This is a genomic window from Agromyces sp. NPDC060279, assembly GCF_042726785.1.
Lineage (GTDB): Bacteria > Actinomycetota > Actinomycetes > Actinomycetales > Microbacteriaceae > Agromyces.
Genome location: NZ_JBHXBK010000001.1, coordinates 661,976 through 687,055, shown reverse-complemented (window position 1 = coordinate 687,055; position 25,080 = coordinate 661,976). Strand labels below are relative to the sequence as shown.

General features: G+C 72.0%; 22 protein-coding genes. 9 read left to right on the top strand and 13 right to left on the bottom strand.

The genetic code is table 11. From position 1 onward, the window contains the following. Positions 1–122: 122 nt before the first annotated feature. A complete protein-coding gene (locus ACFWE1_RS03235; RefSeq protein WP_376932095.1) occupies positions 123–1,127 on the top strand; it encodes a methyltransferase in 1,005 nt (334 codons plus the stop codon). 68 nt (positions 1,128–1,195) lie between these two features. Here the strand turns inward: ACFWE1_RS03235 and ACFWE1_RS03230 are convergent, their stop codons facing one another. Continuing rightward, positions 1,196–1,780, bottom strand: coding sequence for a TetR/AcrR family transcriptional regulator (locus tag ACFWE1_RS03230; RefSeq protein ID WP_376932094.1), 585 nt, complete (start codon positions 1,778–1,780; stop codon positions 1,196–1,198). A 391-nt stretch (positions 1,781–2,171) separates the two neighbouring features. Then, positions 2,172–2,768, bottom strand: a complete 597-nt coding sequence (locus tag ACFWE1_RS03225; protein WP_376932093.1) for a TetR/AcrR family transcriptional regulator — start codon at positions 2,766–2,768, stop codon at positions 2,172–2,174. Between the two features lie 234 nt (positions 2,769–3,002). Between ACFWE1_RS03225 and ACFWE1_RS03220 the strand changes: the two genes are divergently transcribed. Genes ACFWE1_RS03220 through ACFWE1_RS03200 form a run of 5 tightly spaced genes read left to right on the top strand, consistent with a single transcriptional unit; the run spans position 3,003 to position 8,725 of the window. Next, positions 3,003–4,004 (top strand): ABC transporter substrate-binding protein, encoded by a 1,002-nt coding sequence (locus tag ACFWE1_RS03220; protein ID WP_376932092.1) that lies wholly within the window; start codon positions 3,003–3,005, stop codon positions 4,002–4,004. A 6-nt stretch (positions 4,005–4,010) separates the two neighbouring features. After that, the gene (locus ACFWE1_RS03215; RefSeq protein WP_376932091.1) at positions 4,011–4,787 is read left to right on the top strand and encodes an ABC transporter permease; all 777 of its coding nucleotides are present in this window, start codon (positions 4,011–4,013) and stop codon (positions 4,785–4,787) included. Next, entirely contained in the window at positions 4,787–5,623 is an 837-nt protein-coding gene (locus tag ACFWE1_RS03210; RefSeq protein WP_376932090.1) for an ABC transporter permease, read from the top strand. The genes ACFWE1_RS03215 and ACFWE1_RS03210 overlap by 1 nt, the downstream gene beginning before the upstream one ends. Beyond that, positions 5,620–6,414, top strand: a complete 795-nt coding sequence (locus tag ACFWE1_RS03205; protein WP_376932089.1) for an ABC transporter ATP-binding protein — start codon at positions 5,620–5,622, stop codon at positions 6,412–6,414. The genes ACFWE1_RS03210 and ACFWE1_RS03205 overlap by 4 nt, the downstream gene beginning before the upstream one ends. A 1-nt stretch (position 6,415) precedes the next feature. Continuing rightward, positions 6,416–8,725, top strand: coding sequence for an arylsulfatase (locus ACFWE1_RS03200; RefSeq protein ID WP_376932088.1), 2,310 nt, complete (start codon positions 6,416–6,418; stop codon positions 8,723–8,725). A gap of 250 nt (positions 8,726–8,975) precedes the next feature. Here ACFWE1_RS03200 and ACFWE1_RS03195 read toward each other — a convergent pair whose 3' ends face one another. The 4 genes from ACFWE1_RS03195 to ACFWE1_RS03180 form a co-directional block, all read right to left on the bottom strand. Continuing rightward, the gene (locus ACFWE1_RS03195) at positions 8,976–10,640 is read right to left on the bottom strand and encodes an amidohydrolase (RefSeq protein WP_376932087.1); all 1,665 of its coding nucleotides are present in this window, start codon (positions 10,638–10,640) and stop codon (positions 8,976–8,978) included. Further along, positions 10,640–11,473 (bottom strand): molybdenum cofactor biosynthesis F family protein, encoded by an 834-nt coding sequence (locus ACFWE1_RS03190; RefSeq protein WP_376932086.1) that lies wholly within the window; start codon positions 11,471–11,473, stop codon positions 10,640–10,642. The genes ACFWE1_RS03195 and ACFWE1_RS03190 overlap by 1 nt, the downstream gene beginning before the upstream one ends. Before the next feature lie 81 nt (positions 11,474–11,554). Continuing rightward, positions 11,555–13,618, bottom strand: a complete 2,064-nt coding sequence (locus ACFWE1_RS03185; RefSeq protein ID WP_376932085.1) for a primary-amine oxidase — start codon at positions 13,616–13,618, stop codon at positions 11,555–11,557. Between the two features lie 118 nt (positions 13,619–13,736). Then, a complete protein-coding gene (locus tag ACFWE1_RS03180) occupies positions 13,737–15,197 on the bottom strand; it encodes an APC family permease (RefSeq protein ID WP_376932084.1) in 1,461 nt (486 codons plus the stop codon). Between the two features lie 238 nt (positions 15,198–15,435). Here ACFWE1_RS03180 and ACFWE1_RS03175 point away from each other — a divergent pair, with 238 nt between their 5' ends. Next, the gene (locus ACFWE1_RS03175) at positions 15,436–16,200 is read left to right on the top strand and encodes an SDR family NAD(P)-dependent oxidoreductase (RefSeq protein WP_376932083.1); all 765 of its coding nucleotides are present in this window, start codon (positions 15,436–15,438) and stop codon (positions 16,198–16,200) included. Positions 16,201–16,249: 49 nt separating this feature from the next. Next, a complete protein-coding gene (locus tag ACFWE1_RS03170) occupies positions 16,250–17,065 on the top strand; it encodes an SDR family NAD(P)-dependent oxidoreductase (protein WP_243567801.1) in 816 nt (271 codons plus the stop codon). Positions 17,066–17,116: 51 nt separating this feature from the next. Here ACFWE1_RS03170 and ACFWE1_RS03165 read toward each other — a convergent pair whose 3' ends face one another. The 7 genes from ACFWE1_RS03165 to ACFWE1_RS03135 form a co-directional block, all read right to left on the bottom strand. Next, a complete protein-coding gene (locus ACFWE1_RS03165) occupies positions 17,117–17,818 on the bottom strand; it encodes an ABC transporter ATP-binding protein (RefSeq protein WP_376932082.1) in 702 nt (233 codons plus the stop codon). Further along, on the bottom strand, positions 17,815–19,614 hold the full coding sequence (locus ACFWE1_RS03160) for an ATP-binding cassette domain-containing protein (protein WP_376932081.1): 1,800 nt from the start codon (positions 19,612–19,614) through the stop codon (positions 17,815–17,817). The genes ACFWE1_RS03165 and ACFWE1_RS03160 overlap by 4 nt, the downstream gene beginning before the upstream one ends. Then, the gene (locus tag ACFWE1_RS03155; protein ID WP_376932080.1) at positions 19,601–20,461 is read right to left on the bottom strand and encodes a branched-chain amino acid ABC transporter permease; all 861 of its coding nucleotides are present in this window, start codon (positions 20,459–20,461) and stop codon (positions 19,601–19,603) included. Before ACFWE1_RS03155 ends, ACFWE1_RS03160 begins: the two co-directional genes overlap by 14 nt. A gap of 87 nt (positions 20,462–20,548) precedes the next feature. After that, positions 20,549–21,733, bottom strand: a complete 1,185-nt coding sequence (locus tag ACFWE1_RS03150) for an ABC transporter substrate-binding protein (protein ID WP_376932079.1) — start codon at positions 21,731–21,733, stop codon at positions 20,549–20,551. A gap of 220 nt (positions 21,734–21,953) precedes the next feature. After that, positions 21,954–22,346, bottom strand: a complete 393-nt coding sequence (locus ACFWE1_RS03145) for a nuclear transport factor 2 family protein (protein ID WP_376933058.1) — start codon at positions 22,344–22,346, stop codon at positions 21,954–21,956. A gap of 5 nt (positions 22,347–22,351) precedes the next feature. Further along, positions 22,352–23,161, bottom strand: a complete 810-nt coding sequence (locus ACFWE1_RS03140; protein WP_376932078.1) for a MoaF C-terminal domain-containing protein — start codon at positions 23,159–23,161, stop codon at positions 22,352–22,354. A 211-nt stretch (positions 23,162–23,372) separates the two neighbouring features. Further along, positions 23,373–24,332: a helix-turn-helix domain-containing protein gene (locus ACFWE1_RS03135; protein ID WP_376932077.1), complete on the bottom strand. Its 960-nt coding sequence runs from the start codon at positions 24,330–24,332 to the stop codon at positions 23,373–23,375. A gap of 186 nt (positions 24,333–24,518) precedes the next feature. Between ACFWE1_RS03135 and ACFWE1_RS03130 the strand changes: the two genes are divergently transcribed. After that, on the top strand, positions 24,519–25,049 hold the full coding sequence (locus ACFWE1_RS03130) for a hypothetical protein (protein WP_376932076.1): 531 nt from the start codon (positions 24,519–24,521) through the stop codon (positions 25,047–25,049). Positions 25,050–25,080 lie beyond the last annotated feature (31 nt).

Genomic DNA, 25,080 nt, shown 5'->3' with positions numbered 1-25,080 from the left:
TTTCGACGGTGAATGAACGGGTGGATTTGTTTTTCTATGTTAGTAGAAAAACGTGTAGCATCGTGCTGAATCCACGACATCGCCGTCCCACGGATACGGGCGGCCGCACAGGAAGCGCAGCCATGACCGACACCCTCCAGCCCGCCGAGCGGGCCGCCAGCCCCGCCGCCATCGTCGACATCGCGATCGGCTTCATGGGCGCCAAGCAGCTCATCACCGCGAGCCGCATCGGCCTGTTCGCCGCGCTCGCCGACGGCCCGCTCGACGCCGAGGCGCTCGCCGCGGCGACCGGCGTGCCGCAGCGCCAGGTGCGGATCCTCGCGGACAGCATGAACGCCCAGGGGCTGCTCGAGCGCGAGGGCGGTCGCTACTCGCTGACGCCGGATGCCGCGGCGTACCTCACCGGCGAGCGGGCCGAGATCGACCTCGGGCCGTTCCTCGCCTTCCTCGGCGACACCTCATACGAGCAGTGGCGCGGCTACGACCGCACCGTCGACTCCGACGCGCCGGGCGTGCTCGAGCTCGATGAGGCCGGCTGGGGCCGCTTCCTCGCGGGCGTGATGCGCTACAACGAACTGCACGCCGACGAGTTCGCCCGCGCCTTCGACGTCACCGGACGCCGTTCGCTGCTCGACCTCGGCGGCCTCAGCCCGGCCTTCGCCGTCAACGTCATGCGGGCGAACCCCGAGCTCACCACCCGCTTCGTCGTCGCGCCCGACTTCGCCGACTCCGTCGCGCAGGCCGTGGCCGAGGCTGGCCTCGCGGACCGGGCCGTCGTCGAGGGCGGCGAGACCGAGTCGGTCGAGCCGGGTGGCGAGCACGACCTCGTCTTCGTGAACCACGTGCTGCACCGCTTCACGGCGGAGCAGAACCGCACGATCCTCGCGAACGCCCGTGCGGCCGCGGCACCCGGCGCGAAGCTCGCCGTGCTCGACTTCACGCTCGACGACGAGCCGCGCCAGCGTCGCATCGACGCGCTGCACGCGGGGGAGTACTACAACATCGACGGCACCGTCGTGTTCCCCGAGGCCGAGGTGCGCGAGTGGCTCGAGGGTGCAGGCTGGCGCTACGTGCAGACGATCGCGCTGCCGGGCAGCCCGCGCATCCTGGTGGCCGAGGCGCGCTGACCGTCCCTGCTGAGGCGACCCCACCCCGAGTTGCCCGACTTTCATGGAAGTCGGGCAACTCGGCGTTTCTAGAGTCGTTCGAAGAAGGCGCGGAGGTGCGCCTCCTGCAGTGCGGGGGTCGAGGTCTGCGGCGAGATGAGGCTCATGATGTTCGCGCCGACGTTCAGCAGCACGATCTCGTCGACGAGCTGCTCGTCGGGCGTCGCGGTGGTGATGTCGCCGTCCTCGCGGCCCTCGGCGAGGTAGCGCGCGAGCGCGTCACGCCAGACCGCGAGGTGCGCGAGGTAGGCCTCGTGCAGCGTCTCGTTCGAGACGGCGCGCTCCCAGAAGGAGAGCAGCACGCGGCCCGAGGTGATCCGCTCCTGGTCGAGCGGCATCGCGGCCCAGCAGATCGCCCGGAGGGCGGCGACGCCGCGCTTGCCGGCCACCTCGGCCTCGATCTGCTCGCCCATCAGGCCGAGCGAGCGCTCGTACGCGCCCTGGATGATCTCGTCCTTGCCGGGGAAGTAGTGCTTCAGCGCGCCGTTGGCGAAGCCCGCTTCCGCGGCGATCTCGCGCATCGTCGCGGCCTCGATGCCGCCCTTGACGATGAGCCGCCAGGTGACGTCGACGATGTCGCGGCGTCGCTGGTCGTGGTCGATCACCTTCGGCATCCGGCCCTCTTCCCGTCCTCGCGCGGGCGGCGCAGATCGCCGGCGCTCACGCGTCAACCAGTGTAGGCGAACGACCGGCGGCGGGCGCGTCGAACCGCGCTGGTTCCCTGAGCTTGTCGAAGGGAACGCCGCGCTTCGACGGGCTCAGCGGACTAACCCTGGTTCCCTGAGCTTGTCGAAGGGAACGCCGCGCTTCGACGGGCTCAGCGGACCAACCCTGGTTCCCTGAGCTTGTCGAAGGGACGCCGCGCTTCGACGGGCTCAGCGGACCAACCCTGGTTCCCTGAGCTTGTCGAAGGGAACGCCGCGCTTCGACGGGCTCAGCGAACCAGGGCGCTTCGACGGGCTCAGCGAACCAGGGCGCTTCGACGGGCTCAGCGAACCAGGGCGATCAGCGACGGGCGCGGAAGCGGTCGAGCAGCGCGTCGAGTCCCTGGTCGAGATGCGCGTCGCCCGCTTCGTCGGGCATCAGCACGGCGATCATCTGCCAGCCGGCGTTCCGCGCGGAGACCTCGTTCACCGCGGTCGCGATGTCGATCTCGGGCGCGAGCTCGCCGTCGTCGCGCGCTTCGCCGAGGAAGCGGTGCATGAGCTGGCGCCAGCGCAGATTGTGCTCGCGGTGGATCTCCCAAATCTCGCGGTCCTGGGCGGCGTGGTCCCAGAACGCGAGCACGACCTTCGCGTAGCGCGGCCCGGCCTCGCCGAACGGCAGGATCTCGAGGCACATCTCGCGGAGCGCGTCGAGGCCCCTGAGGCCCTCGACGCCCGCCAGGATGCGGTCGTTGGCCTGGGTGTGTAGGCGCTGGAACGCCGCGGTGAGCACGCTCTGCTTGTCGGGGAAGTAGCGGGCGATGGCGCCGTGCGCGTAGCCGGCCTCTGCGGCGATCTCGCGCATGGTCGCGCGCTCGAAGCCGTCTCGCACGATGAGCCGCATGAGCGCCTCGACGATGTGCGCGCGCCGCTCGTCGTGATCCACGATCTTCGGCATGGCGCACCTCCTGTCGCGACGATCATACGGATGCCTCGCACCGATGATGCGCTCCGGTCGGGGCAGGATGCGGCGTTTCGTCTCCATTTGGTGATTATTGTTACCGATCCGTGATCCGGCATCACGCGAACGTCGGTATCGTTTAGTCACCAATCGGTGACTAACCGTTCGTGGCGAACCGATCGCGCTCCCTGATCGAACCGGTCGCATCCCCCGACGACGAAGGAGTCGCTCATGAAGACCACCTCCCGCATCGCGGCGGCCGTGGCAGCCATCCCGCTCGCGGCGCTCGCGTTCACGGCCTGCTCGTCCGGCGCGCCCGCCGCCACCGACGGGGCGGACGGCGGCACGACCACCCTCAAGGTGGCGACCATCGGCCTCACCTCCGACGGCGCGCTGCTCACCGGCATCGAGCAGGGCTTCTTCGAGGAGGAGGGGCTCGCGCTCGAGACGAGCGTCGTCGCCAACCCGCCCGCCGGCCTCGCCGCCGTGCAGAGCGGGCAGGTCGACATCGCCTACTCGCCGAGCATCCCGCTCCTGAACGCGCTCAGCCAGGGCGTGCCCGTCAAGGTCATCGGCGCCGCCGACGGCTACCCCGAGGACGCCGCCACCGCCGAGGACCCGGCCGCCCTCGACGACACCGGGCTCTTCGCCGCCGCCGGCAGCGGGGTCGCCGACGTCGCCGACCTCGCGGGCAAGACCATCGCGATCCCCGCGCGCAAGGCGCAGCTCGAGGTCGTCATCGCCGGCGAGCTCGAGAAGGCCGGGATCGACCCCGCGAGCGGCGTGAACTGGGTCGTGCTCGACTTCACCTCGGCGGTCGCCGCGCTGAAGAACGGCACCGTCGACGCCGCCGGGCTCGTGAGCCCCTTCACCACCGAGGCGGCTGCGGCCGGCGCGACGCAGCTCTCCGCCCCCTCGGTCGGCTTCTTCGAGCGCGGTGCGACGGGGCTCTGGACCGCCGGCGCTTCCACCGTCGAGCAGAAGGCCGACGCGATCGCCGCTTTCCAGCGCGCCCTCGTGAAGACGAACGCCTACGCCACCGAGCACCCCGAGGAGGCCATTCAGGCAGGGCTCGACTACACCGGCTCGACGCTCACGCTCGACGAGGTCAAGGTGCCCGTCTGGCCGGCCGAGGTGAAGGCCGAAGACCTCGAGCTGCCCAACGAGAAGATGGTCGAGCTCGGCTTCCTCCAGAAGCCCGTCGAGCTCGACGGCGTCATCGTCACGGGCTGATCCGGCATGCGCGTCCCGCTCCTTCGAACCGGGGTCGGTGCGGCCGGCGCGGTGGCGGCGCTCGGCGCCTGGCAGCTCGCCGCCACCGCCGGTCCGCTCGCCGACTCGCCGCTGCCGAGCGCCGCCGACTCCATCGGCGCGCTCGCCGGCCTCGTCGCGACGCCCGAGCTCTGGCGGTCGCTCGGCGACACCGTCGTGATGGCGATCGCCGGTCTCCTCCTGGCGACCGTCGTCGGCGTGGTGCTCGGCGTCGGCATCGGCACCTCACCGCTCGCGATGCACGCCACCCGGGTGCCGCTCGAATTCCTGAAGCCGATCCCGCCGATCGTCATCCTGCCGGTCGTCGTGCTCGTGCTCGGGCCCACGATGGCGATGGGGGTGTTCCTCGTCTTCTTCGGCTGCTTCGTCGCGATCGCCGTGCAGTCCGCCGCCGGCGTCTTCGACACCGACCCGGTGGCGCGGGCGACCGGCCGCTCCTACGGCATGGGCCGCGGGGAGATCCTCACCAGGATCGTGCTGCCGAGCGCCCTGCCGTACATCGGCACCGCCATCCGCGTCGCCGCGCCGACCTCGCTCATCGTCGCGGTCGTCGCCGGGCTCCTCGGCGGCGGGCCCGGCCTCGGCCAGAGCCTGCTGCTCGCGCAGATCTCCGGCGACCAGGCGCAGCTGTTCGCCTACGTGCTCGCGCTCGGCCTCCTCGGGCTCCTCGTGCAGGGCCTCAGCCAGTGGGGCGAGCGGCGCCTGCTGCACTGGCACCCGCAGTACCGGAAGGAGGCCAGGTGATGGTCTTCACCTCGTCCATCCCCGCCCGCACCTCGGTCGCCCGCCGCGCCGGCCGCAGCGGCACGCCGCGCTGGGTGCTGATCGGCACCGAGGTGCTCGTGCCGATCGTGCTGCTCGCGCTGTGGTGGGTCGCCTCCGCGAACTCGACGAACACGTTCTTCCCACCGCTGCAGGTCATCCTCGAGCGGCTCGTGCAGCTCGTGCAGACGCCGACGTTCCTCATCGACGTCGGCTCCTCCCTCGGGAATCTGCTGCTCTCCTTCGTGCTCGCGAGCGTCATCGGCGTGCTGCTCGGTGCCGCACTCGGCCTCGTCCCGGCACTCGCCTGGTTCGTCGAGCCCACGATCTACTTCTTCCGGGCCATCCCGCCCGTCGCCCTCGTGCCGATCTTCGTCTCGCTCATCGGCTTCGGCAACGAGACGCGGATCCTCTCGATCACGCTCGCCGCCCTCTTCCCGGTGCTCATCTCGACGATGGACGGGATCCGCGGCACCGAGCCCACCCTCGCCATGGTGAGCCGGGTGTACCGGATCGGCTGGTTCGACCGCCTCGTCTCCGTGACCTTGCCCGCAGCCAGCCCGCGCATCCTCTCCGGCATGCAGGTGAGCCTCATCACCGCCTTCGTCGTGATGATCGCGAGCGAGATGCTCGGCTCCTCGACGGGGCTCGGGGCGGCCACCCTGCTCGCCCAGCAGTCCTTCGCGATCGCCGACATGTGGGTCGGCATCCTCGTCCTCGGCGTGATCGGCTACGCGACCACGGCCGTGTTCACCCTCTTCCGGCGCCGCGTACTGCGCTGGTACCTCGCCTCGCAACAGCAGGAGAAGAACGCATGACCTCCGACACCCTCCGCGATGCGCCCGTGCGGCTCAGCGTCCGCGGCCTCGCCAAGAGCTACGACACCAAGCGGGGCAGTGTGCCCGTCATCGCCGACCTCACCTTCGACGTGCGCGTCGGGGAGATCGCCTGCATCGTCGGGCCCTCCGGCATCGGCAAGACGACGCTGCTGAAGTGCCTGACCGGACTGCAGTCGATCAGCTCGGGCCAGGCCCTCATCGACGGGCGGCCCATCGACGGACCCCCCGAGGAGATGGCGCTCGTCTTCCAGGAGTACACCCGCTCGCTCATGCCGTGGCTCACGGTCGAGAAGAACGTGCGGCTGCCGCTGAAGCACCTGCGGCTCCCGGCGGCCGAGCGGGAGGAGCGCGTCCGCGGCGCGCTCGCCGCGGTCGGCCTCGCCGGCGCCGAGTCGAAGTACCCCTGGCAGCTGTCGGGCGGCATGCAGCAGCGCGTCGCGATCGCCCGCGCCATCGCCTACCGGCCCGAGGTGCTCGTGATGGACGAGCCCTTCGCCTCCGTCGACGCGCAGACGCGCTTCGAGCTCGAGGACCTGTGCCTGCGCATCCGCGAGCAGTTCGGCATGACGATCGTCGTCGTCACGCACGACATCGACGAGGCGGTGTACCTCTCCGACCGGGTGATCGTGCTGGGGGAGCGGCCCGCCCGGGTCACCGAGGTCATCGACGTCGACTTCGGCGGCGCTCGGGACCAGCTCACCACGCGCGCGGTGCCGGAGTTCGCCGAGCTCCGCAGCGAGGTCTTCGAACTCATCCGGAAGGCGGGCTGAGGTGGCGGAGCGCCGCGGCTACGAGCGCTTCGCCGGCCGGGCGGCCGAGTTCGCCTCCGAGTCGCGGCCGTCCTGGCCGGCCCGCCTGCACGCGCCGGCCGGAGCGCCGAACGTCGTGGTGATGCTCGTCGACGATCTCGGCTTCAGCGACCTCGGCCCCTTCGGCAGCGAGATCCCCACCCCGAACATCGACCGGCTGGCCGCCGGCGGCTGGGTCTTCACGAACTACCGCACCGCACCGATGTGCTCGCCCGCCCGGGCCGCCCTGCTCACCGGCCTGAACCCGCACCGGGCCGGCTTCGGCTTCGTGGCGCACATCGATCCCGGCTACCCGGGCTACGCCTGCGAGCTGCCCGAGGACGCGCCCACCCTCGCGGAGTCCCTGCGCGCCGGCGGCTACGCCACCTTCATGGTCGGCAAGTGGCACCTCACGGTGGAGTCCCGCCTGCACGACGGCGGCGACCGCGCCAGCTGGCCGTTGCAGCGCGGCTTCGACCGCTATTTCGGCAGCATGGACGGGTTCACCGCGCTGCACCACCCGCACCGGCTCGTGCGCGACAACTCGGTCGACGACGTGGCGGAGTTCCCCGAGGGGTACTTCCTCACCGACGAGCTCACTGAGGAGGCGCTCGGCATGATCGACGAGCTCCGCGCGAACGACGCGGCCAAGCCGTTCTTCCTCTACTTCGCGCACACCTCGGTGCACGGCCCGATCCAGGCGAAGGCGGAGGACATCGCCCGCCACGCCGGGCGCTACGAGCAGGGCTGGAACGCACTCCGGGAGGCGCGCTTCGCCCGGCAGCGCGAGCTCGGCGTCGTGCCGCCGTCGGCGGTGCTGCCGCCGGACGAACTCGCCGACGGCGAGCGGATCCCGCACTGGGACACGCTGACGGATGCCGAGCGCGCCCTCTTCGCCCGGCACATGGAGGTCTACGCCGCCGCCGTCGACGAGGTCGATCAGAGCGTCGGCCGGCTCGTGCAGCGGCTCGAGGAGCTCGGTGAGCTCGACCGCACGATCATCGTCGTCGCGAGCGACAACGGCGGCACCGCCGAAGGCGGACCCAGTGGCACCCGCAGCTACTTCGCGCAGTTCGGGCTCTCGGCGGAACTGCCGGCGGACTGGGTCGCCGACGTGCCCCGCGAGCTCGACGAGATCGGCGGCCCACGGGTGTTCGGCCAGTATCCGACGGGCTGGGCGCGGGTGTCGAACACCCCGTTCCGCTCGTTCAAGTCCTCGACGTACGAGGGCGGGGTGCATGCGCCGCTCGTGGTCTCCTGGCCGGGAGCGCCTGGCGCCGTGAGCGGCCTGCGCGAGCAGTTCGTCTTCGTCGCCGACCTCGCCCCCACGATCCTCGAGCTCACCGGGGTCGCACCGCTCGCCGAACGCGGCGGCCGCCCGGCGCAGCAGCCCGACGGCCGCAGCATGGCCGAGCTGCTCAGCGACCCGGGCGGAGCCGGCCGCGAGGCCCAGTACTTCGAGTGCGTCGGGCGGCGCGGGCTCGTCGTCGGCGATTGGAAGGCCCTCTCCTCGGCCCCGCCGACGCGGCAGGACGGCGCGGCCGGCGGACGGTGGGAGCTCTACGACCTCGCCGCCGACCCCACTGAGACGCGCGACCTCGCCGATGGCGAGCCGGCGCTCGTCCGCGAGCTCGCCGAGCGCTGGCGGACCGAGGCGTGGCGCAACACGGTGTTCCCCTTGGACGACGACGGCTCATTGCAGGACGTACGGCCGGCGGGGGAGTCGGCGCTGTCGGAACCGGTCGTGCTGCCCCCGTTCCGGCCGCCCCTCGAACGCTTCCGCGCCTCGCGCCTCACGGTGCTGCGCTCCTTCGCCGTCGAGGTCGAACTGCTCGCCGACGCGGATGCCGCGGGCGTCGTCGTCGCGCACGGCGATCAGGGCGGCGGGTATCTGCTCGCCGTCGACGAGGGGCGCTGGCTGCTCTCCTACAACGCGTACGGCGAGCTGCATCGCGAGCGCGGCGGACGGGTGGCGCCCGGCCCGCACGGGGTGCTGCTGCGCGTCGACGAGCTGGACGGGCTGCGCTGGCGGCTGACGCTCGAGGTCGACGGGGTGGCGGAGGCGGTGATCCCCGCGGTGCCGATGCTGTTCGGCATGGCGCCGTTCACCGGCATCAGCGTCGGCTACGACTACGGCGGACCGGTGGACTGGGGGCTGCACGAGGCGCACGGCGCCTATCGCTTCAGGGGTGGGTCGATCGAGCGGCTGCGCTACGTGCCGGGGGCGCCGTCGCGGCACGACCGGCGCGTGCTCCTCGCGATCGACGAGGCGGTCGCCGCGATCGCGGACTGATGGTTCCTGAGGCGGTCGGGCTCGTGGTTCCCTGAGCTTGTCGAAGGGAACGCCGCTTCGACAAGCTCAGCGAACCAACCGCTGGTTCCCTGAGCCTGTCGAAGGGAACGCCGCTTCGGTCCGCTTCGACAGGCTCAGCGAACCAGACGCTTCGACAGGCTCAGCGAACCAGACGCTTCGACGGGCTCAGCGAACCAGACGCTTCGACGGGCTCAGCGAACCAGGCGCTTCGACGGGCTCAGCGAACCACTCAGCGCACGTACACGCGGCGCCCGGCGAACCAGGTCTCCGCCACCGTGGTGCGCACGAGCTCCTCCGCGGGGTGCGCGAAGGGGTCGCGGTCGAGCACGACGAAGTCGGCCGACTTGCCCGCGACGAGCGATCCGGTCTCCCCGCCGAGGCCCATCGCCTCGGCGGCGTTGATCGTGAACGCCGCCATCGCCTCGTCGAGCGTGATGGCCTGCTCCGCCCACAGCGTGCCGGGGAACACCCCGGCGGGGTCGGCGCGGGTCACGAGGCCGTGGATGCCCTCCCACGCGTTCGGCGACTCCGAGACCGGCCAGTCCGAGCCGCCCGCGATGAGCGCGCCCGCGTCGAGCAGGGCGCGGTTGGGCTGCATCCGGCCGGCCCGCTCGGCCGGCAGCACCGTCGCGATCGCCTCCGGGATGACCCCGGGGAACCAGATGAACGGCGACATGTCAGCCGAGACCCCGAGCTCCGCGAAGCGGGGGATGTCGGACTCGGCGACGAACTGCCCGTGCGCGACCTGGTAGCGGGTCTCGGTGAAGCCCTCGGCGCGGAGCCGGGCGACCGTGTCGAGCACGAGGCGCACCGCGGCATCCCCGGAGCAGTGGATCTTCGCCGACAGGCCGCGCTCAGCGGTGCGCCGCAGCCAGCCCCAGAGCTCCTCGGGCGGGAGCGTCGTCTCGCCGAGGAAGTGATCGCCGTGCGCGTCGTCCGGCAGGTACGGCTCGAGGAAGGCGCCGGTGCGGGCCGGCGGCACGCCGTCGAGGAAGATCTTCACGAAGTCCGGCCGGTGGTGCTCGGTGCGGAACGCCTCGCCCTGCCAGACGAGCCCCTCGCCGACGGGGTCGTAGCCGAAGATCTGGTCGTTCACGGTGAGGGAGGAGACCACCCAGGCATCCAGCTCGCCATCCGCGTCGAGGGCGCGCAGCGCCTCGAGGATCTCGAGCGAGACCGCGGCATCCTGGAACGCGGTGACGCCGTAGCTGTTCAGCAGCTCGACGCCGCGCCTGGATGCCGCGCGGTGCTGCTCGGCGCGGAGCCGGCGGGTGCGGGCCATGGCCTCCTCGACCGGCAGCCCGGCGGACTCCAGCAGCACGCCGGTCGGCTGCCCGCTGACCGGGTCGAGCTCGATGACGCCGCCCTCGCCGGGGTCGGAGTCGGCCGTGATGCCGGCGAGTTCGAGCGCGCGGGTGTTCGCCCAGCGGTTGTGCCGGGAGTCCTCCATGAGCATCACCGGGCGACCGCCGGATGCCTCGTCGAGCCTGGCCCGCGTCGCCTCGTTCGAGATCGCGGTGCGCAGGTTGCTGCCCCACGCCCCGCCCGTGATCCAGGCGTCGGCGGGCAGCCCGGCCGCGTACTCGCGGACCGCCGCGAGCACCTCCTCGACGGAGCCGGACGACGAGAACGACAGCTCGAAGAGGTCGGTGCGCCCAGCGAGTGCGTGGTGGTTGTGCACGTCCACGAGGCCGGGCATGAGGAAGGCGCCGTCGAGGGCGCGCCGCTCGGTGCCCTCGCCCGCGAGCGCGAGCGCCTCGGCATCCGTGCCGACGGCGAGCAGCCGCCCGCCGCCGACCGCGAGGGCCTCGGCCCACGGGGCCGCGGGGTCGCCCGTCCAGATGCGGCCGCCCGTGAGCACGAGCTCCGCGGGGCCGCTGCTCGCCGTCGCCATCAGCGGGAGGTGTCGTACTCGTCGGGGTGCACGGTGACCGAGATCAGCCGGCCATGCGCGCCGAAGGTGAAGTGCGTCGGCACCTCGCCCGACTCGTCGAGGCCGAACAGTACGCCGTGCGAACGGATCGCCCGGGCGTCGCGGTGGTCGGCGATCGTCACCGAGGCGCACGGGATGACCTTCTCGCGCCAGGCGAAGACGTAGATGCCCGGGCGGATCTGCCACACCGAGTTCTCGTCGGTGTCGGCGAGGCCGCGCTCGGGGCCCGCGAGGCACTGCCAGGTGTACCACTGCGGCGAGAGGTAGATGTGCTCGTACGCGTGCACGGGGCTGTAGACCCACTGCACCCGGCGGCCGATGAGCGTCGTCGTCGGCGCGGGGGCCTCGCCGCGCAGCTCGATGCCCTCGATCTGCGAGGGGACGAAGATCTGCTGCACGCGGGTCTTGCCCGCCTCCGCCTCGGGCAGGATCACGCTGATCACGGCGAGCGCGTGCCCGCTGCGGAAGTCGAGCACGAGCGTGACGGCCTCGTTCGGCAGGTACTCGTGGTGGAACTGCACGTAGTACAGCTCCTCGTCGACCTTCACCGCCTCGTACGCGTCGGTCTTCGCGGCGGCCTCCGTCGGGTCGCCCGCGCCCGGCTGGTACTCCCAGTCGACGGTGTGCTCGTTGAAGCGGTGCACGATGCGCGTGCCGCGCTCGTCGACGACCGCGACCTCGCGGCCCACGAGGTCGAGCGAGTGCGGCGCCTTGTTCGCGTCGAACCCGGGCGCGAGGCCGTCGAGCGGCAACCAGGTCGAGGTGTCGGACAGATTCGTGGCGGTGTCGGTCATGATGCTCCAGTCGTCGTCATCGTCGGGGTCGTCCGGCTGGGAAACGCCGGTCCTGGGGGAAACTCGCTCGGGCCGCGGGGTTCAGTGGCCGCAGCGGCACTCGCCGCCGCCGCAGCATCCGCCCGAGGCATCCGCGCCGCCCTCGCCGGGCGCGCAATGCGCCGCGGCGCCGTCGGGCAGGTCCATCGCCGGGTTCTGGTCGAGGAAGCCGTGCGGCTTGAACCAGAAACCCGAGTAGTCGACGGGCATGATCGGCCAGTCCTCGGTGCGGGGGATGTGCGTCGGCCCGAAGACGTGCCAGAGCACGAGGTCCTCGCCGTCGAGGCTGCGGTCCGCGGCCGTCCACTTCGGCAGGCCGTCGCCGGAGTGCGCGTTCGGGTAGAAGCCCGCCGGGTAGAGCTCCTCGGGGTCGTAGCGGGTGCCCCACAGGTGCTTCGTCGCGAAGGCGGCGCGCGCGGCGACGGAGGAGTCCGGCTGCGCCGCGAGGAGCGCCTTGCCCTCGGGGATCAGCCAGTAGGCGGTCGGCTTGCCGACCACGTTCGTGCGGTGCGCGCTGCGCACCTCCCAGACGCGGCCCGTCAAGCCGTTCGCGACCCGCTGCGCCGCCGACTCGCTCGACAGCTGCACGTCCGACCAGGTGAAGGCGTTGCCGTAGGGGTTGTCGGGACCGGTCGGAATGCCGACCATCTCGATCTCGTGCAGCGTGTTGTCCTCGCCGTCGATCGCCGCGTCGATGCGCGCGCAGAACAGGTGCTGGTGCACGGGCGTGAAGATGCCGGGCGCGATCTCCGGCGCGTGCGGGTTGTCGCTGCCGGGGATGCCGGCGCCCGCGAACACGATGCCCGTCGCCTTCGCCTCGACCTGGATGGAACCGTCGAGGTAGAAGTACCAGAAGAACCCGTAGTCGTAGTTGCCGATCGTCGAGAAGTAGCTCACCACGAGGCGACGGCTGCGGCGCGTCTCCGGGTTGCCCGCCAGGTCGGTGTGCTTCCAGAGGATGCCGTAGTCCTCCTCGTGCATGCACACGGCCTGCGGGATCTTCACCGGGTTGCCGTGGTCGTCCGGCACGAAGGCGTCGAAGTAGTGGATGACGCCGAGGCAGTCGCAGCCGAGCGCGAGCGAGTTCGCGTTCTTGCCGAGCAGGTACTCGCCCGCGTCGAAGTAGCTGATCCAGTGCCGGCTGATCGAGGTGTCGCCGTAGGGCACGACCATCTCGGGCACGCTCGCCCGGTGCGCGACCGAGCGGTGCTCCTCGCCGTCGCGGAAGGTGATCTGGTTCAGCACCAGGCCCTCCTGCTGGGTGAAGCCGACGCGGAAGCGCCAGTTCTCCCACTCCACCAGGCTGCCGTCGACCGAGAAGCTCGGCCCCTCGGGCTGGGTGATCTCGATCGGCTTCAGCGTGGTGCGGGCCGGGCCCTGCGCCGCCGCCGTGTAATTGCCGTGCTGCATCGGCACGGGCACGTCGCCCTCGTCGTCGATGCGGATCACGCGGCGCGCCGTGAGGTCCACGTGCACGACGAGCCCCTCGACCGGGTGCGCCCACGGGCTGTCGTGCTCGTCGAGACGCAGGTAGGTGTGCGAGCGCAGCACCCGCTTGCCGACCTCGTCCGCACGACCGAAGAAGCCGGGGGCGAGCGGCGAGCAGAAGGCGAGCTCCATGTGCTCCTCGAGGCCGCGTCGACGCATCGCCGCCTGCCACTCGGGGGAGGCCTTCACGATCGTCGCCGCGTCGTCGTACTCCTCGAACAGGTACTGCGGCTGGCCGTACGGCGCCTCCGTGTTCGGCAGCACGCGGAACGCGTCGACCTCGCCGCGGCTGACCGCGACGATCGCCTCGCTCGCGACGCCCGTGTCCCGGTCGAGCAGGGTCACGCGGATGCGCCGGTCGAGCGGCTCGCCCGGCCGCCACGCGGCGAGCTCCGCCTTCGCCGGGTCGACCGGCAGCATGCGGGGCACCCGGGTGGATGCCGAGACGTGCCCGGCCTCGTCGAGGATCCGTCGCGCGGCCGCGATCTCCTCGGCCGTCAGCGGGTCGAGCGGGTGCTCGGCGCGCTCCGGGCTGGTCACCCGGGAGCCGTGCGTGTGCGTGGCGTCGGGGCCGTGGGAACCGGCGGGGCGGAGGGGGAGCTCGGCGTGGTGCGTCATCGTCGTCCTCGATCAGGGAATCGTTGCGTCCAGTATCGGCCGAGGCGCCGGCCGCACGGTTGACCGTGCGCGCCGACGCCTTGACGTTGCGTGCGAAGAGCGGGTGACCGTGCGCCCGCTACTCCACGACCTCGGTCGCGCGGGTGTGCACGTTGAACTTCTCGAGGTCGGTCTCGAGGCCGGCGTACACCTCGGGCTTGCGCCGCTTGAGGTACGCCCCGTAGCCGATGCCGCCGACGACGGCCGCGGCGAGCAGCAGCGGCAACAGCCGGATCCACAGCTCCTGGGAGCCCGCGACGACGTCGAAGTTCCAGATCGCCAGCAGCGAGATCGCGGCGATGCCGAGGAAGCCGATGCCCGGCGCGATGAGCGTCGACCAGAGCCGGCTGTCGCGCTGCCTGCGGAACGCCACCACGATCGAGAGCGCCGCGAGCCCCTGCAGGATGAGCACGCTGAGCGTGCCGAAGCCGAGCATCGCCGGCACGAGCGTCACGATCGGGTCGGCCCCGGCGAGGAAGAACACGATCGCCATGATCGCCGCGAACCCGGCCTGCACGGCGCCCGCCACCTTCGGCGTGCCGTTCGCGCCGGTGCGGGCGAGCGCCCGCGGCAGCACCCGGGCCCGACCGAGGGCGAAGAGGTAGCGGGTCGCCGAGTTGTGGAAGGCGAGCATCGCGGCGAAGAGGCTCACGAGCAGCAGGATCATCATCACGGTCGTGAGCGGCCCGCCGAGGTACTGCTGCGAGAGCGAGAAGATGAGGTCGCCGGTCGGGAGGTGGTCGAGCGCGGTCTGCTGCGCCTGGGCGACACCCGTCGCGCTCACGACGGCCCAGGTGGTGACGCCGAGGATGAGGCCGATCGCGGTGATCGCGATGTACGTGGCGCGCGGGATGGTGCGCAGCGGGGTCTTCGCCTCCTCGCTGAACAGCGCCGTCGCCTCGAAGCCGAGGAAGCCGGTCGCGGCGAGCAGCAGGCCGATCGGCAGTGAGCCGGAGAACACCCACTCGGGGCTGAACGCGGCGACGTCGTAGCCGGTCTGCACGAGCACCGAGATGTCGAACACGACGAGCATGAGCACCTCGAGCACGAGGCAGACGCCGAGGATCTTGGAGGAGAAGTCCACGCCGATCCGGGCGAGCACGAAGCACACCACGATCGAGGCGAGGCCCCAGACCAGCCAGTGGATGTTCACCCCGGTGAGGTCGGCGATGATCGTCTGCATGAAGAAGCCGCTCGTGCCGATCGTGCCGACGACGAAGAAGTTGTAGCCGAGGGTCGCGATGAGGCCGGCGACGAGCCCGCCGGTGCGGCCGAGTCCCTTCACGACGAAGGCGTAGAAGCCGCCGGCGTTCACGAGCTGCTTCGACATCTGGCCGTAGCCGATCGCGAAGAGCAGCAGGACGATCGCGACGATGAAGAACGAGGCGGGCGTGCCGCCGCCGTTGCCGAGCGCGATCGCGAGCGAGGCGACCACGATGATGCCCGTGAGCGGCGCCACCGCCGCGAGCACGAGGAAGACGATGCCGGCCACGCCGAGGGCGTTGCGCCGGAGTTCATTGGGGGCGGAGTGTTCGCTCACTGCTGGATCCTTCGATCTCGGGAACTGGGGGTGCAGCTCTGGGGGTAGCAAGGATTCTGGCGCTGAGGCGGATGCCTCGGCTTGACGCCGAGCGAACGGCAGTGGTGTTCCAGCGCACGGTCGCGCGGTGCGTCTGCCGGGCGGCGGGTCGGCCGGTGCAGGATGGCGGATGCCGGCGGGTGCCGATCAGGGGGCGCCCGCCGGCGCACCATCGCACGACGGCAGAGAGGCCAGCCGGATGAGACTCGGACTCGAGGGGCGCCCGGCGCTCGTCACGGGCGCGGCGAGCGGCATCGGCCGCGCGGTCGTGCAGCGCCTGCTCGACGAGGGCGCGCGGGTCGCGGCCGTCGACCGGGACGCGGACCGCCTGCGAGCTGCGTGGGACGGCGTGGATGGCGTGCTGACGCTTCCGGCCGACGTCGCCGACGAGGCATCCCTCTCCCGCGCCGTCGACGGCGCCGTCGCCGAGCTCGGCGGCCTCGCCGTCGTCGTCGGCTGCGCCGGGATCTCGGGCCCAGTCGGCACGAGCCTCGACGAGACCGCGCTCGCCGACTGGCAGGCCGTCTTCGCCGTGAACGTCACCGGCTCGTTCCTGCTGCTGAAGCACACCGCCGCCGCCCTGCGCGCCGAGGCCGCCCGCTCGGGCGACGCCGCCGTCGTGCTGCTCGCGAGCGACTCCGCCCTCGTCGCCGCGCCGGGCATGGCGGCCTACTGCGCCTCGAAGGCCGCGGTCGTGCAACTCGCCCGCGCCGCCTCGGTGGAGGCGGCCGGCACCGGCGTCCGGGTGAACACCGTCTGCCCCTCCGTCGTCGACACGCCGATGAGCCGGGGCGACCTCGGCCTCGAGGAGGCCGGCTTCGACGGACTCGACTACCCCGTGCAGCGGCCGGAGGAGGTCGCCGACGAGGTGCTCTTCCTCGCGTCGCCGCGGGCGCGGGCGATCACGGGCACCTCGCTCGTGAGCGACTTCGGCTACACGGCCCGCTCGGGGTTCCCGGCCTGAGCCGGACCCGGGCATACGACTCGACCGCAACGACAGGAAGGAGCCCGCCATGGGCTACGCGGGATCATCGACGGCGGGCAAGGTCGTCGTCATCACGGGCGGCGGCACCGGCATCGGCGCCGCCATCGCGGAGCGCTACGCGGCGGAGGGCGCGCACGTCGTCGTCGTCGGCCGCCGCCGCGAACCCCTCGAGCGGGTCGCGAATGCGATCGGCGCGCTCGCCGTGGAGGCCGACGCCGCCGACGCCGAGTCGGCGAAGCGCGCGGTCGCCGAGGTGCTCGCCCGGCACGGCCGCCTCGACGTGCTCGTCGCGAACGCGGGCGGCCACGGCTTCGCCGCCGTCGGCGACACCGACGACGCCGCCTGGGAGGCCGCCATGCGCGCGAACCTCACGACGGCGTTCGTGATGGCCAGGGAGAGCCTGCCCGCCCTCATCGAGTCGAAGGGGCAGATCGTCGTGATCTCCTCCCTCGCCGGGCTCTTCGCCGGCCCCTCCGTCGCCGGCTACACCGTCGGGAAGCACGCCCTCATCGGCCTCACCCGCACGCTCGCGCGCGACTACGGCCGCCACGGCGTGCGGGTGAACGCGGTCTGCCCCGGCTGGGTGCAGACGCCAATGGCCGACGAGGAGATGGACGAGTTCGCCAAGCACGCCGGCTTCGACGGCGGGCGCGAGGCCGGCTACGCGGCGGTCACGGCCGACGTGCCGCTGCGCCGGGCCGCCGCTCCCGCGGAGATCGCCTCGATCGTGCGCTTCCTCGGCTCGGGGGAGTCCTCCTACATGACCGGCTCCGTGATCGTCGCCGATGGCGGCGCGCACGTGGTCGACCTGCCGACGATCGCCTTCGAGCACGCCGGCATGTGACGAACCCGAGTTGCCCGACGTTCATGGAAGTCGGGCAACTCGGGTGTTCGCTCAGGCGGCGGCGCCGCCGAGGTAGGCGCGGTGCAACAGGCTCGCGTCCTCACGGAGCGTCGCCGCCGGGCCCTGGAAGCTCACCTGGCCGCTCGCGACGACGAGCGCCTCCTCGGCGAGGCCGAGCGCGAGATGCGTGAACTGCTCGACGAGGAGCACCCCCACCCCGTGCTCGGCGATCTCCGAGACGATCGGCAGCAGCCGCATGAACACGACGGGCGCGAGCCCGAGCGACATCTCGTCGATGAGCAGGAACCGGGGCCGCGCGGCGAACGCGCGGGCGAGCACCACCATCTGCTGCTCGCCGCCGGAGAGCAGCGCGGTCGGCGCGTCGATGCGCTTCTCGAGCTCAGGGAAGCGGGCGAGCGCGGCATCGATCTCCGCCGGGGTGCGGGCGGTGAGCGAGAGGTTCTCCCGCACCGTCAGCGAGGGGAACACCGCCCGCCCCTGCTCGATGTGCACGATGCCCTGCTTCGCCCTGGCGACCCGGGAGAGCTTCTCGATCGGCGTCCCGTCGATGCGGATCGTGCCGGCCGAGAGCGGCGCCACCCCCGAGATGCCGTCGAGCAGGCTCGTCTTGCCGGCCCCGTTGGGGCCGACGAGGGCGGTCACCCGCCCCTGTTCGAGCGTGAACGACACGCCCTGGATGACGGGACCCGCGCCGCGGCTCACCGCGACGTCGTCGATGATCAACGCACTCACAGCATCTCCGTCTCACCCATGTACGCCTTGATGACCGCGGGGTCCGCGAGCACCTCGTCCTGCGGGCCGCTCGCGAGCACCCGGCCGAAGTCGAGCACGGTGAGGGTCGAGCACACCGTGCGCACGAGGTCGAGGTCGTGCTCGATGAGCACGATCGCCATGCCGTAGCGGCCGGGCACCTCGCGCAGGCGCGCGCCGAGCTCGAGGTGCTCCTCGTGAGAGAGGCCCGCGGCGGGCTCGTCGAGCAGCAGCACGCGCGGCTTCGCGAGCACGTTCGCGGCGACCTCGACGAGGCGGCGCGTGCCGACGTCGACGCCGGCGAGCCGGGTGCGGCTGGGCGGGCAGCCGAAGAAGTCGAGCACCTCGGCCACCTCCTCCGCGCTGACCCGGCGGCGGGCGACGAAGCGCACGTACGCGTCGACGGTGAGGGCGGGCGGCACGCGGTCCTGCTGGAACGTTCGGCGGAGCCCGAGCCGGGCCCGCTTCGTCGGCGACATCCGGCCGAGCGTCGTGCCGCCGAGCCGCACGGTGCCGCTCGCGTGCGGCAGGAAGCCCGAGATCGCGTCGACGAACGTCGACTTGCCCGCGCCGTTCGGGCCGATGAGCCCCATCACGCCGCCGGCCGGCACCTCGAGGCTCACCTCGTCGAGCGCCTTCAGGGCGCCGAACTGCACGGTGAGGCCCGTCACCGAGAGCGCGGGCTCGCCGCCCGCGGGCGCGGCAGGCGAGGCGGGAGCGGGCGGCACGGATGCCTCGGCCGGCGACTCGACCGCGGCCGAGTGCGCCGCGGCATCCGCCTTCGCCGTCTCGCGCGCCGCCGCGGCTCGGCGGTCCGCGCGTTTCCACCAGAGGTTGCGGATGCCCTGGCCGAGGTTCGTTCCGCTCGTCAGCGCCTGCACGCCGAGGGCGCCGAAGATCACGAACCCCCAGTCCTGCGGCACGCCCCAGCGCTTGAGCAGCTCGGGCACGAGCACCCACAGGATGCCGCCGAAGATCGCCATGTCGATGAGGTACGCCCCGCTCATCACCGCGAGCACGTAGAGCGCGAGCGATTGCAACGGGGTGAAGCTCGATGCGAAGGGCAGTTGCACCTGGCCGGCGAGGAGGCCGCCCGAGATGCCGCCGAGTGCCGCGGAGACCGCGAAGGCGGTGAGCTTCGCCTGCTGCACGCTCTGGCCGACCGAGGCGGTGCCGCGCTCGCTGAACGCGACGGCCTTCCAGCTCGAGCCCCAGCGGCCGCGCTGCAGCCAGAAGACCACGAGCCCGCAGACCGCGAGCACGATGATGCTGAAGAAGAAGTAGCCGCGGTCGGTCGAGAAGCCCTCCGGCCGCAGCACGGGGATGCCGTCCTTCGAGCCGGGGAACTGGATCTGCAGCAGTGTCACGTCGAACGCCGCCGCGAAGCCGAGCGTCACGACGGCGAGGTTGACGCCGCGCAGTCGCAGGGCGGGAAGGCCGACGAGGATGCCCACGACGCCCGCGGCGAGTCCGCCGGCGATCAGCCAGACGACGAAGCCGCCGGGCACCTCGAGCACGTTGAACAGCGAGACCACCCAGGCGCCCACCGCGGCGAAGGTGAGCTGGCAGAGCGCGATCATGCCGGCCGAGCCGGTCACGATGCCGAGGCCGAGGATCGCGATGGCCGCGGTCACGGCCGAGACCGCGAGGAAGACGAAGTAGCCCGAGAGCCCGACGCTCAGCAGGTACCCGGCGACGACGCCCACCACGGCGACGCCGAGCGGCCAGACGAGGCGCAGGGTGCGCGAGCGGGCGAGGCCGGAGTCAGCGTGCGGCATCCCACACCTCCTTCCGCTGCGTCCAGAGCAGCAGCACGACGATGAACAGGAACGGCAGGAAGTTGCGGATGAGCGAGACCTCGTCGATCTGCGCGACGAGCCCCGAGAGCACCCCGAGCACGAGCCCGCCGACGACGGCGAGGTCGAGCCGCTTGAAGCCGCCGAGCAGGGCCGCCGCCGCGGCGGGCACGATCAGCATCGCGAGGCTGATCGCGTCGTTCGACTGGGTCGGGGCGACGACGACGATCGCGATGGCGCTGATCACGCCGGTCACGACCCAGACCGCGATCGAGAGAGGCTTCGAGGGGATGCCGAGCAGCTCCGCCGTCGTCGGCCGCTCCGAGAGCGCGCGGAGCCGGGTGCCGATCGCCGTCCGGGTGAGCAGGATGCGCACCGCCACGGCGACGACGATCGCGAGCGACACGGTGACGAGCGTGACCTGGCTGATCACGACCCCGCCGACGGTGAACGCGGGGCCCGAGATGATCGAGGCGAAGGGCTGCGGCTTGTTGCCGAAGAGGATGAACGAGAGCGAGATGAGCAGCAGCAGCGGGCCGACCGTCATCGCCGAGCGGGTGGTCGTGTCAGCCTCGGACAGCCAGGTCGCCGCGATCCAGCCGATGACGCCGGACAGGACCCCGGCCAGCAGCACCCCGAGCACCGAGCCGAGCCAGATCGGCAGGCCGATCTCGGTGACGAGCCACACGGCGACGAAGCCGCCGAACATGCCGGTCGCGGCCTGCGAGAAGTTGACGACGCGCACGAGGCGCGACATGAGGGTGAGGCACACGGCGAGCACCGCGTACAGTCCGCCGGCGGCGAGTCCGGCGAGCGCGCCCTGCAGCATGGCGTGCTCCTTCCTTGCGGGGTTCGGGGAGGGTCGGGGAGCGAACGGCGGGACCGGCGGGGGGGATGGCCGGTCCCGCCGTCCGGCTCACTCCGGGATCACGATCCAGTCGTCCCCGTTGGACTCCCACGCGTTGGTGCCGCTCAGCAGCTTGATCGGCCAGCCGGCGGTGTTGTCGTGGTGCGCGTCGGCGGTGCCGAAGACCCAGGGCGTGCCGACCATGGGGTTCTCGATCGGCTTCATGTCGTGCAGCGCCTTCGTCACCGTCTCGCGGGTGATGTCGCCGTCCATGCCCTCGAGCACCTCGATGAAGTACTTCGCGGCGAGGAAGCCGCCCTGGCTGAAGGAGGTGAGCGGGATGTCGTTCGCCTCCATGAGCTCGCGCCACTCCTTGTTGACGTCGCTCTCGGCGTCGGTGAAGGGGTAGAACTCGGCGGGCACGTAGACGCCGGCGCCCACGTCGGAGACGGCCTTGGCGAAGTTCTCGCTGTAGACGCTCGTGAGGTAGAGCCAGGTCACGTCGTCCCAGCCCTGGGCGGCGGCGGCCTTCACCTGCCCGATCGCGTCGGGCTCGACGGGGTTCACGGCGACCGCCTTGCAGCCGGCGTCCTTCGCCTTCACGATGTACGGCGTGTAGTCCGAGGCGCCGTAGGGCACGGTGTCGTCGACGTAGATCGGCTCCTTGCCGGTGACCTCGGTCCAGCGGTCGATCGCGGCCTGGTAGGTCGGCCGGGTGGAGCCGGCGATCTCGAGCAGCACGCAGATGTCGTCGAGGCCGAGCACCTCGGAGCCGTAGTACAGCGTCAGCGTCATGTCGTTGAAGGGGCCGACGTTCGCGGGGGCGATGTTCGGGGTCGAGAAGCAGCCGGTGTCGACGCCGATGCCCGGGATCGAGAGGATCTGCTCCTGCTCGTAGTACTGCGCGTTGATCTCGCACTCGATGAGGCTCGCGGAGCCGACCATCGCGACGGCCTCGTCGCTGCCGACGATCTCGCGGGCGGCCGCCGACGCGCTCGCCGGGTCGCCCTTGTCGTCGAGGGACTTGTACTCGATCTTCCGGCCGTCGAGGCCGCCCGCCTCGTTGAAGGCGTCGAAGACGGCGGCCGCGGCGAGGCTCGCCTCGGGGAAGGTCGCGGGGCCGCTCTTGGTGTTCACGGAACCGACGACGATGGGCGAGCCGCTGTCGCCGCCGCCGTCGCCGCCCGCGCAACCGGCGAGCACGAGCGCTGTCGCGGCGGCCAGGGCCGTCGCGCCGAGAAGGTGATGCTTCATTGGATCCTGCCTCTCGATGGCCGCGGGGTCGACCGCGGCATCCGTCGTCGATCCGGGCACGGAACGACGTTGGTGCGTGGCATGCAGTCTCCAGCGGCGTCGCGCGCCCTGGAATGCCGTGCAGCGCACGACGCTTGCCTGAGCGGGAAGACGCGTGCGCCGTCTCCCGGGTCGCCCGCCCGGCGCGGAGCGGACGACCCGGCGACGGGGGCTCGCCGGGTCAGGCGGGGCGGATGGCCCGGTTCACCAGCTCCGTATCGGTGAACTGCTCGAAGGCGGTGACGCGGCCATCCGCGAGACGCCAGACGTGTGCGACGCGGGCGGCGAAGAAGCGGCCCGTCTCGCGGTAGCTGCCCGAGTAGGTGCCGATGCCGATGACCGTGTCCCCGCCGTCGACGACCTCGTCGATCGTGAGCGTGTAGTCGTCCCACTCGGCCTGGATGCGCTCGAACACGTGCTCGGCGACCGCCTGCGGGCCGACGTAGGTGCCGGCATAGGGGAAGCCCGCCGCCTCCGTCCACCGCACCGACTCCGCGAGGGGCGCGAGCATGCCCGCGAGGTCCCCGGCGTCGGAGGCCGCGTAGTGCGCCCGGATGATCTCCGCGTTGCCCATCCCGGTCACACCGGCTGCGCGTCGGGGTAGGCGACCGAGCCGAGCGGGTAGATGTGCCCGCCGGCCTTGGAGTGCTCGCTGCGGCCGTCGCCGGTGAGGCCGAGGAAGTTCCCCGTCGTCATGAGCTGGTAGCCGAGGTCGTGCAGCCACACGCTCGCCACCGCGATGCGGAACTCGCGGAAGCAGAACAGGTACAGCCCGTCGTCGAGCTTCCAGACGGTCGAGAGGTCCATGTCGCCGTGGCCGCGCTGCACGCCCTCGAGGCACTGCCACGCGTAGCGCAGGCTCGAGACGTAGACGTGCTCGTAGAGGTGCTCGGGGCTGTAGCGGTAGACGTTCCGCTTGCCGATGAGGTCGCGGCTCGGGCCGGGGGCCTCGCCGCTCGGCTCGACCCCGTCGATCGTCGCGGCCCAGAAGGTCTGGCCCACCCGGGGCACGTCGTCCGGCGTCTCGTCGTCGGCGATGCGGCTGCGCACCACGATGGCGCGGCCCGTCGGTGCGGAGAGCACGACCGTGATCGACTCGCGCTCGCGACTCTCGAGAGGGAGGGTCACGAAGTGCACGCCCTCGCGCACCTCGACCGCGTCGTACGGGTCGACCGCGGGCGACGCCTGGCCGAGGGCCCCGCCGCCCGTCCAGCGCACGGTGCCCTCGTCGAAGTCGAGTTCGAGCCGTTCGCCGTCGTCGAGCGAGAGCCCGACCCGGCGGCCGGCGAGCGAGCCGCTCGGCAGACGGTACGTGTCGATCCCCGCCGCGAACTCGTCGTAGGTGTGCCAGTCCTCTTCGCCCTTCACCGGGGCGGTGGTGTCGGTCATGCTGCGTCCTTCCGGTCGGTGTTCGAGCCATGCTCGGCCCGGGCCGGAGTCCGCCTCAAGGGCGGCGGGATGATCGTGCGGGGCTGGTCAATCCGCGTGCCGCGCGCGGCAAGCGGGCGCCACGTCCTACTCCGCGGCCCCGCGCGCTCGCCCCGAACCAGGGTTGCCCAACTTTCATGAAAGTTGGGCAACCCTGGTTCGGGGCGACGGCTCAGCGGGTGCGGAGCTCGCTCGGCGCGTGCCCGTAGGCGGCCTTGAACGCGCGGCTGAAATGCGCGGCGTCGACGAAGCCCCAGCGCGCCGCGATGGCCGCGACGGGGCGGTCGGCATAGAGCGGGTTCATCAGGTCGCGGCGGCAGCGCTCGAGCCGCCGGGTGCGGATCCAGGTCGACACGGTGGTGCCCTGCGACTGGAAGAGCCCGTGCAGGTGCCGGGTGGAGATGTAGTGCGCGGCCGCGATCGAGGCGGGCCCGAGCTCGGTCGAGGCGAGGTTCTCGTCGATGTACGCGCGGATGCGCTGCATGAGCGCCTGGTGCGGGTCGCCGCCCTCGCGGTCGAGGTCGAGCTCGCGGGCGAAGACGGTCGTCACGAGGTCGAGGGCGCTGTGCGTGAGCCGGACGCCGGCGGAGCCGTGCAGCTGCTCGAGGTTGCCGGCGAGCTGGGTGAGGTACGGCACGACGAGCGCGCCGAGCCCCTCGTCGCCCGCCATGCGCACGGCGGTCAGCTGCCCGACGACCTCCGAGGGGAGGTCGATCAGGTGCTTCGGGAACATCACGACCATGGTGCGGAACTCGGCGTCGAACACGAGCGAGTAGGGACGGTTGGTGTCGTAGACGGCGAGGTCACCCGGGCGAAGCACCGCCTCGCGGTTGTCCTGGATGAGGATGCCGGAGCCGGCGAGCATGAGGCTGAGCTTGAACGAGCCGCGGTCGCCGCGGGCGATGAGCTCGGGGGTGCGCTCGACGACGTGGTCGGTCGCCCGGACCTCGCTCACGTGCACCTCGTCGACGTTGGCCGCGCGGATGAGGCCGCGGAACGGGTCGGGGTGCTCGCTCGTCACCTGCAGCGGCACGAAGGCGTCGCTCACGGCGGTGCGGAAGGCGGAGAAATCACGCGCGAGGATGGTCGAGACGGGGCCTTGCTCGGGACGAGCGGCGGGGGAGCTGTGCACGGGTTCACCTCGATGTGCTCGGAACGCGACTGCGTTGTATACGATCCGTAGCGGCGAGCTTAGCAGGCTCCCGCGGGCGCGGCACCCGCCCCGGAACGGGGCACGGCGGGCGTCGGTGCGCTCGCGGTCAAGCCCGCTGCGCCCGCGTCACTGCGCCCGCGGTCCGGCGCCGCGTAGCGTCGGAACGTGCTCGCCCCCGTCCTCACCGCCGCGGCCCTCGGGCTGACCGCGGCGTCCGGCGCCTGCGCGGGCCTCGCCGTCGCGCGCCGCGCCGCGCCGAAGCGGGTCGTGCCCGCGGCGATCGTGATGGCGGTCTCCGCGGTGGACATGCTGCTGCCCGGCACCCTGCTCGCCCCCGTCGGGTGGGGCGCGCTCCTGCTCCTGCTCGCGCTTGGCCTGCTGCTCGGCGGCACCGCGCCGACCGCCCGCGCCGAGCTCGCCTGGCACGCCGGCTCGACCCTCGTGATGGCGACGATGTGGTTCGGGATGGCGGTGCCCTCGGCGGTGTCCGCAGGCACGCCCGGCGGCGAAGCCCACGCCGGGCACGGCGGCCCGGTGCTCGGGGTGCTCCTCCTCCTCGCGGCGCTCGCGCTCGCCGTGGCGGCGTTCCGGCACCTGCCCCGGGCCCGTCGCCAGGAGCCGGGCATCGCCGCGTGGCGGCATCCGCTCATGGCCGTCGCGATGCTCGCGATGCTCGCGGCCATGCCCGCCTGGTGACCGGCGGCGAGCGGGCGGCTCCCGCGCGCGG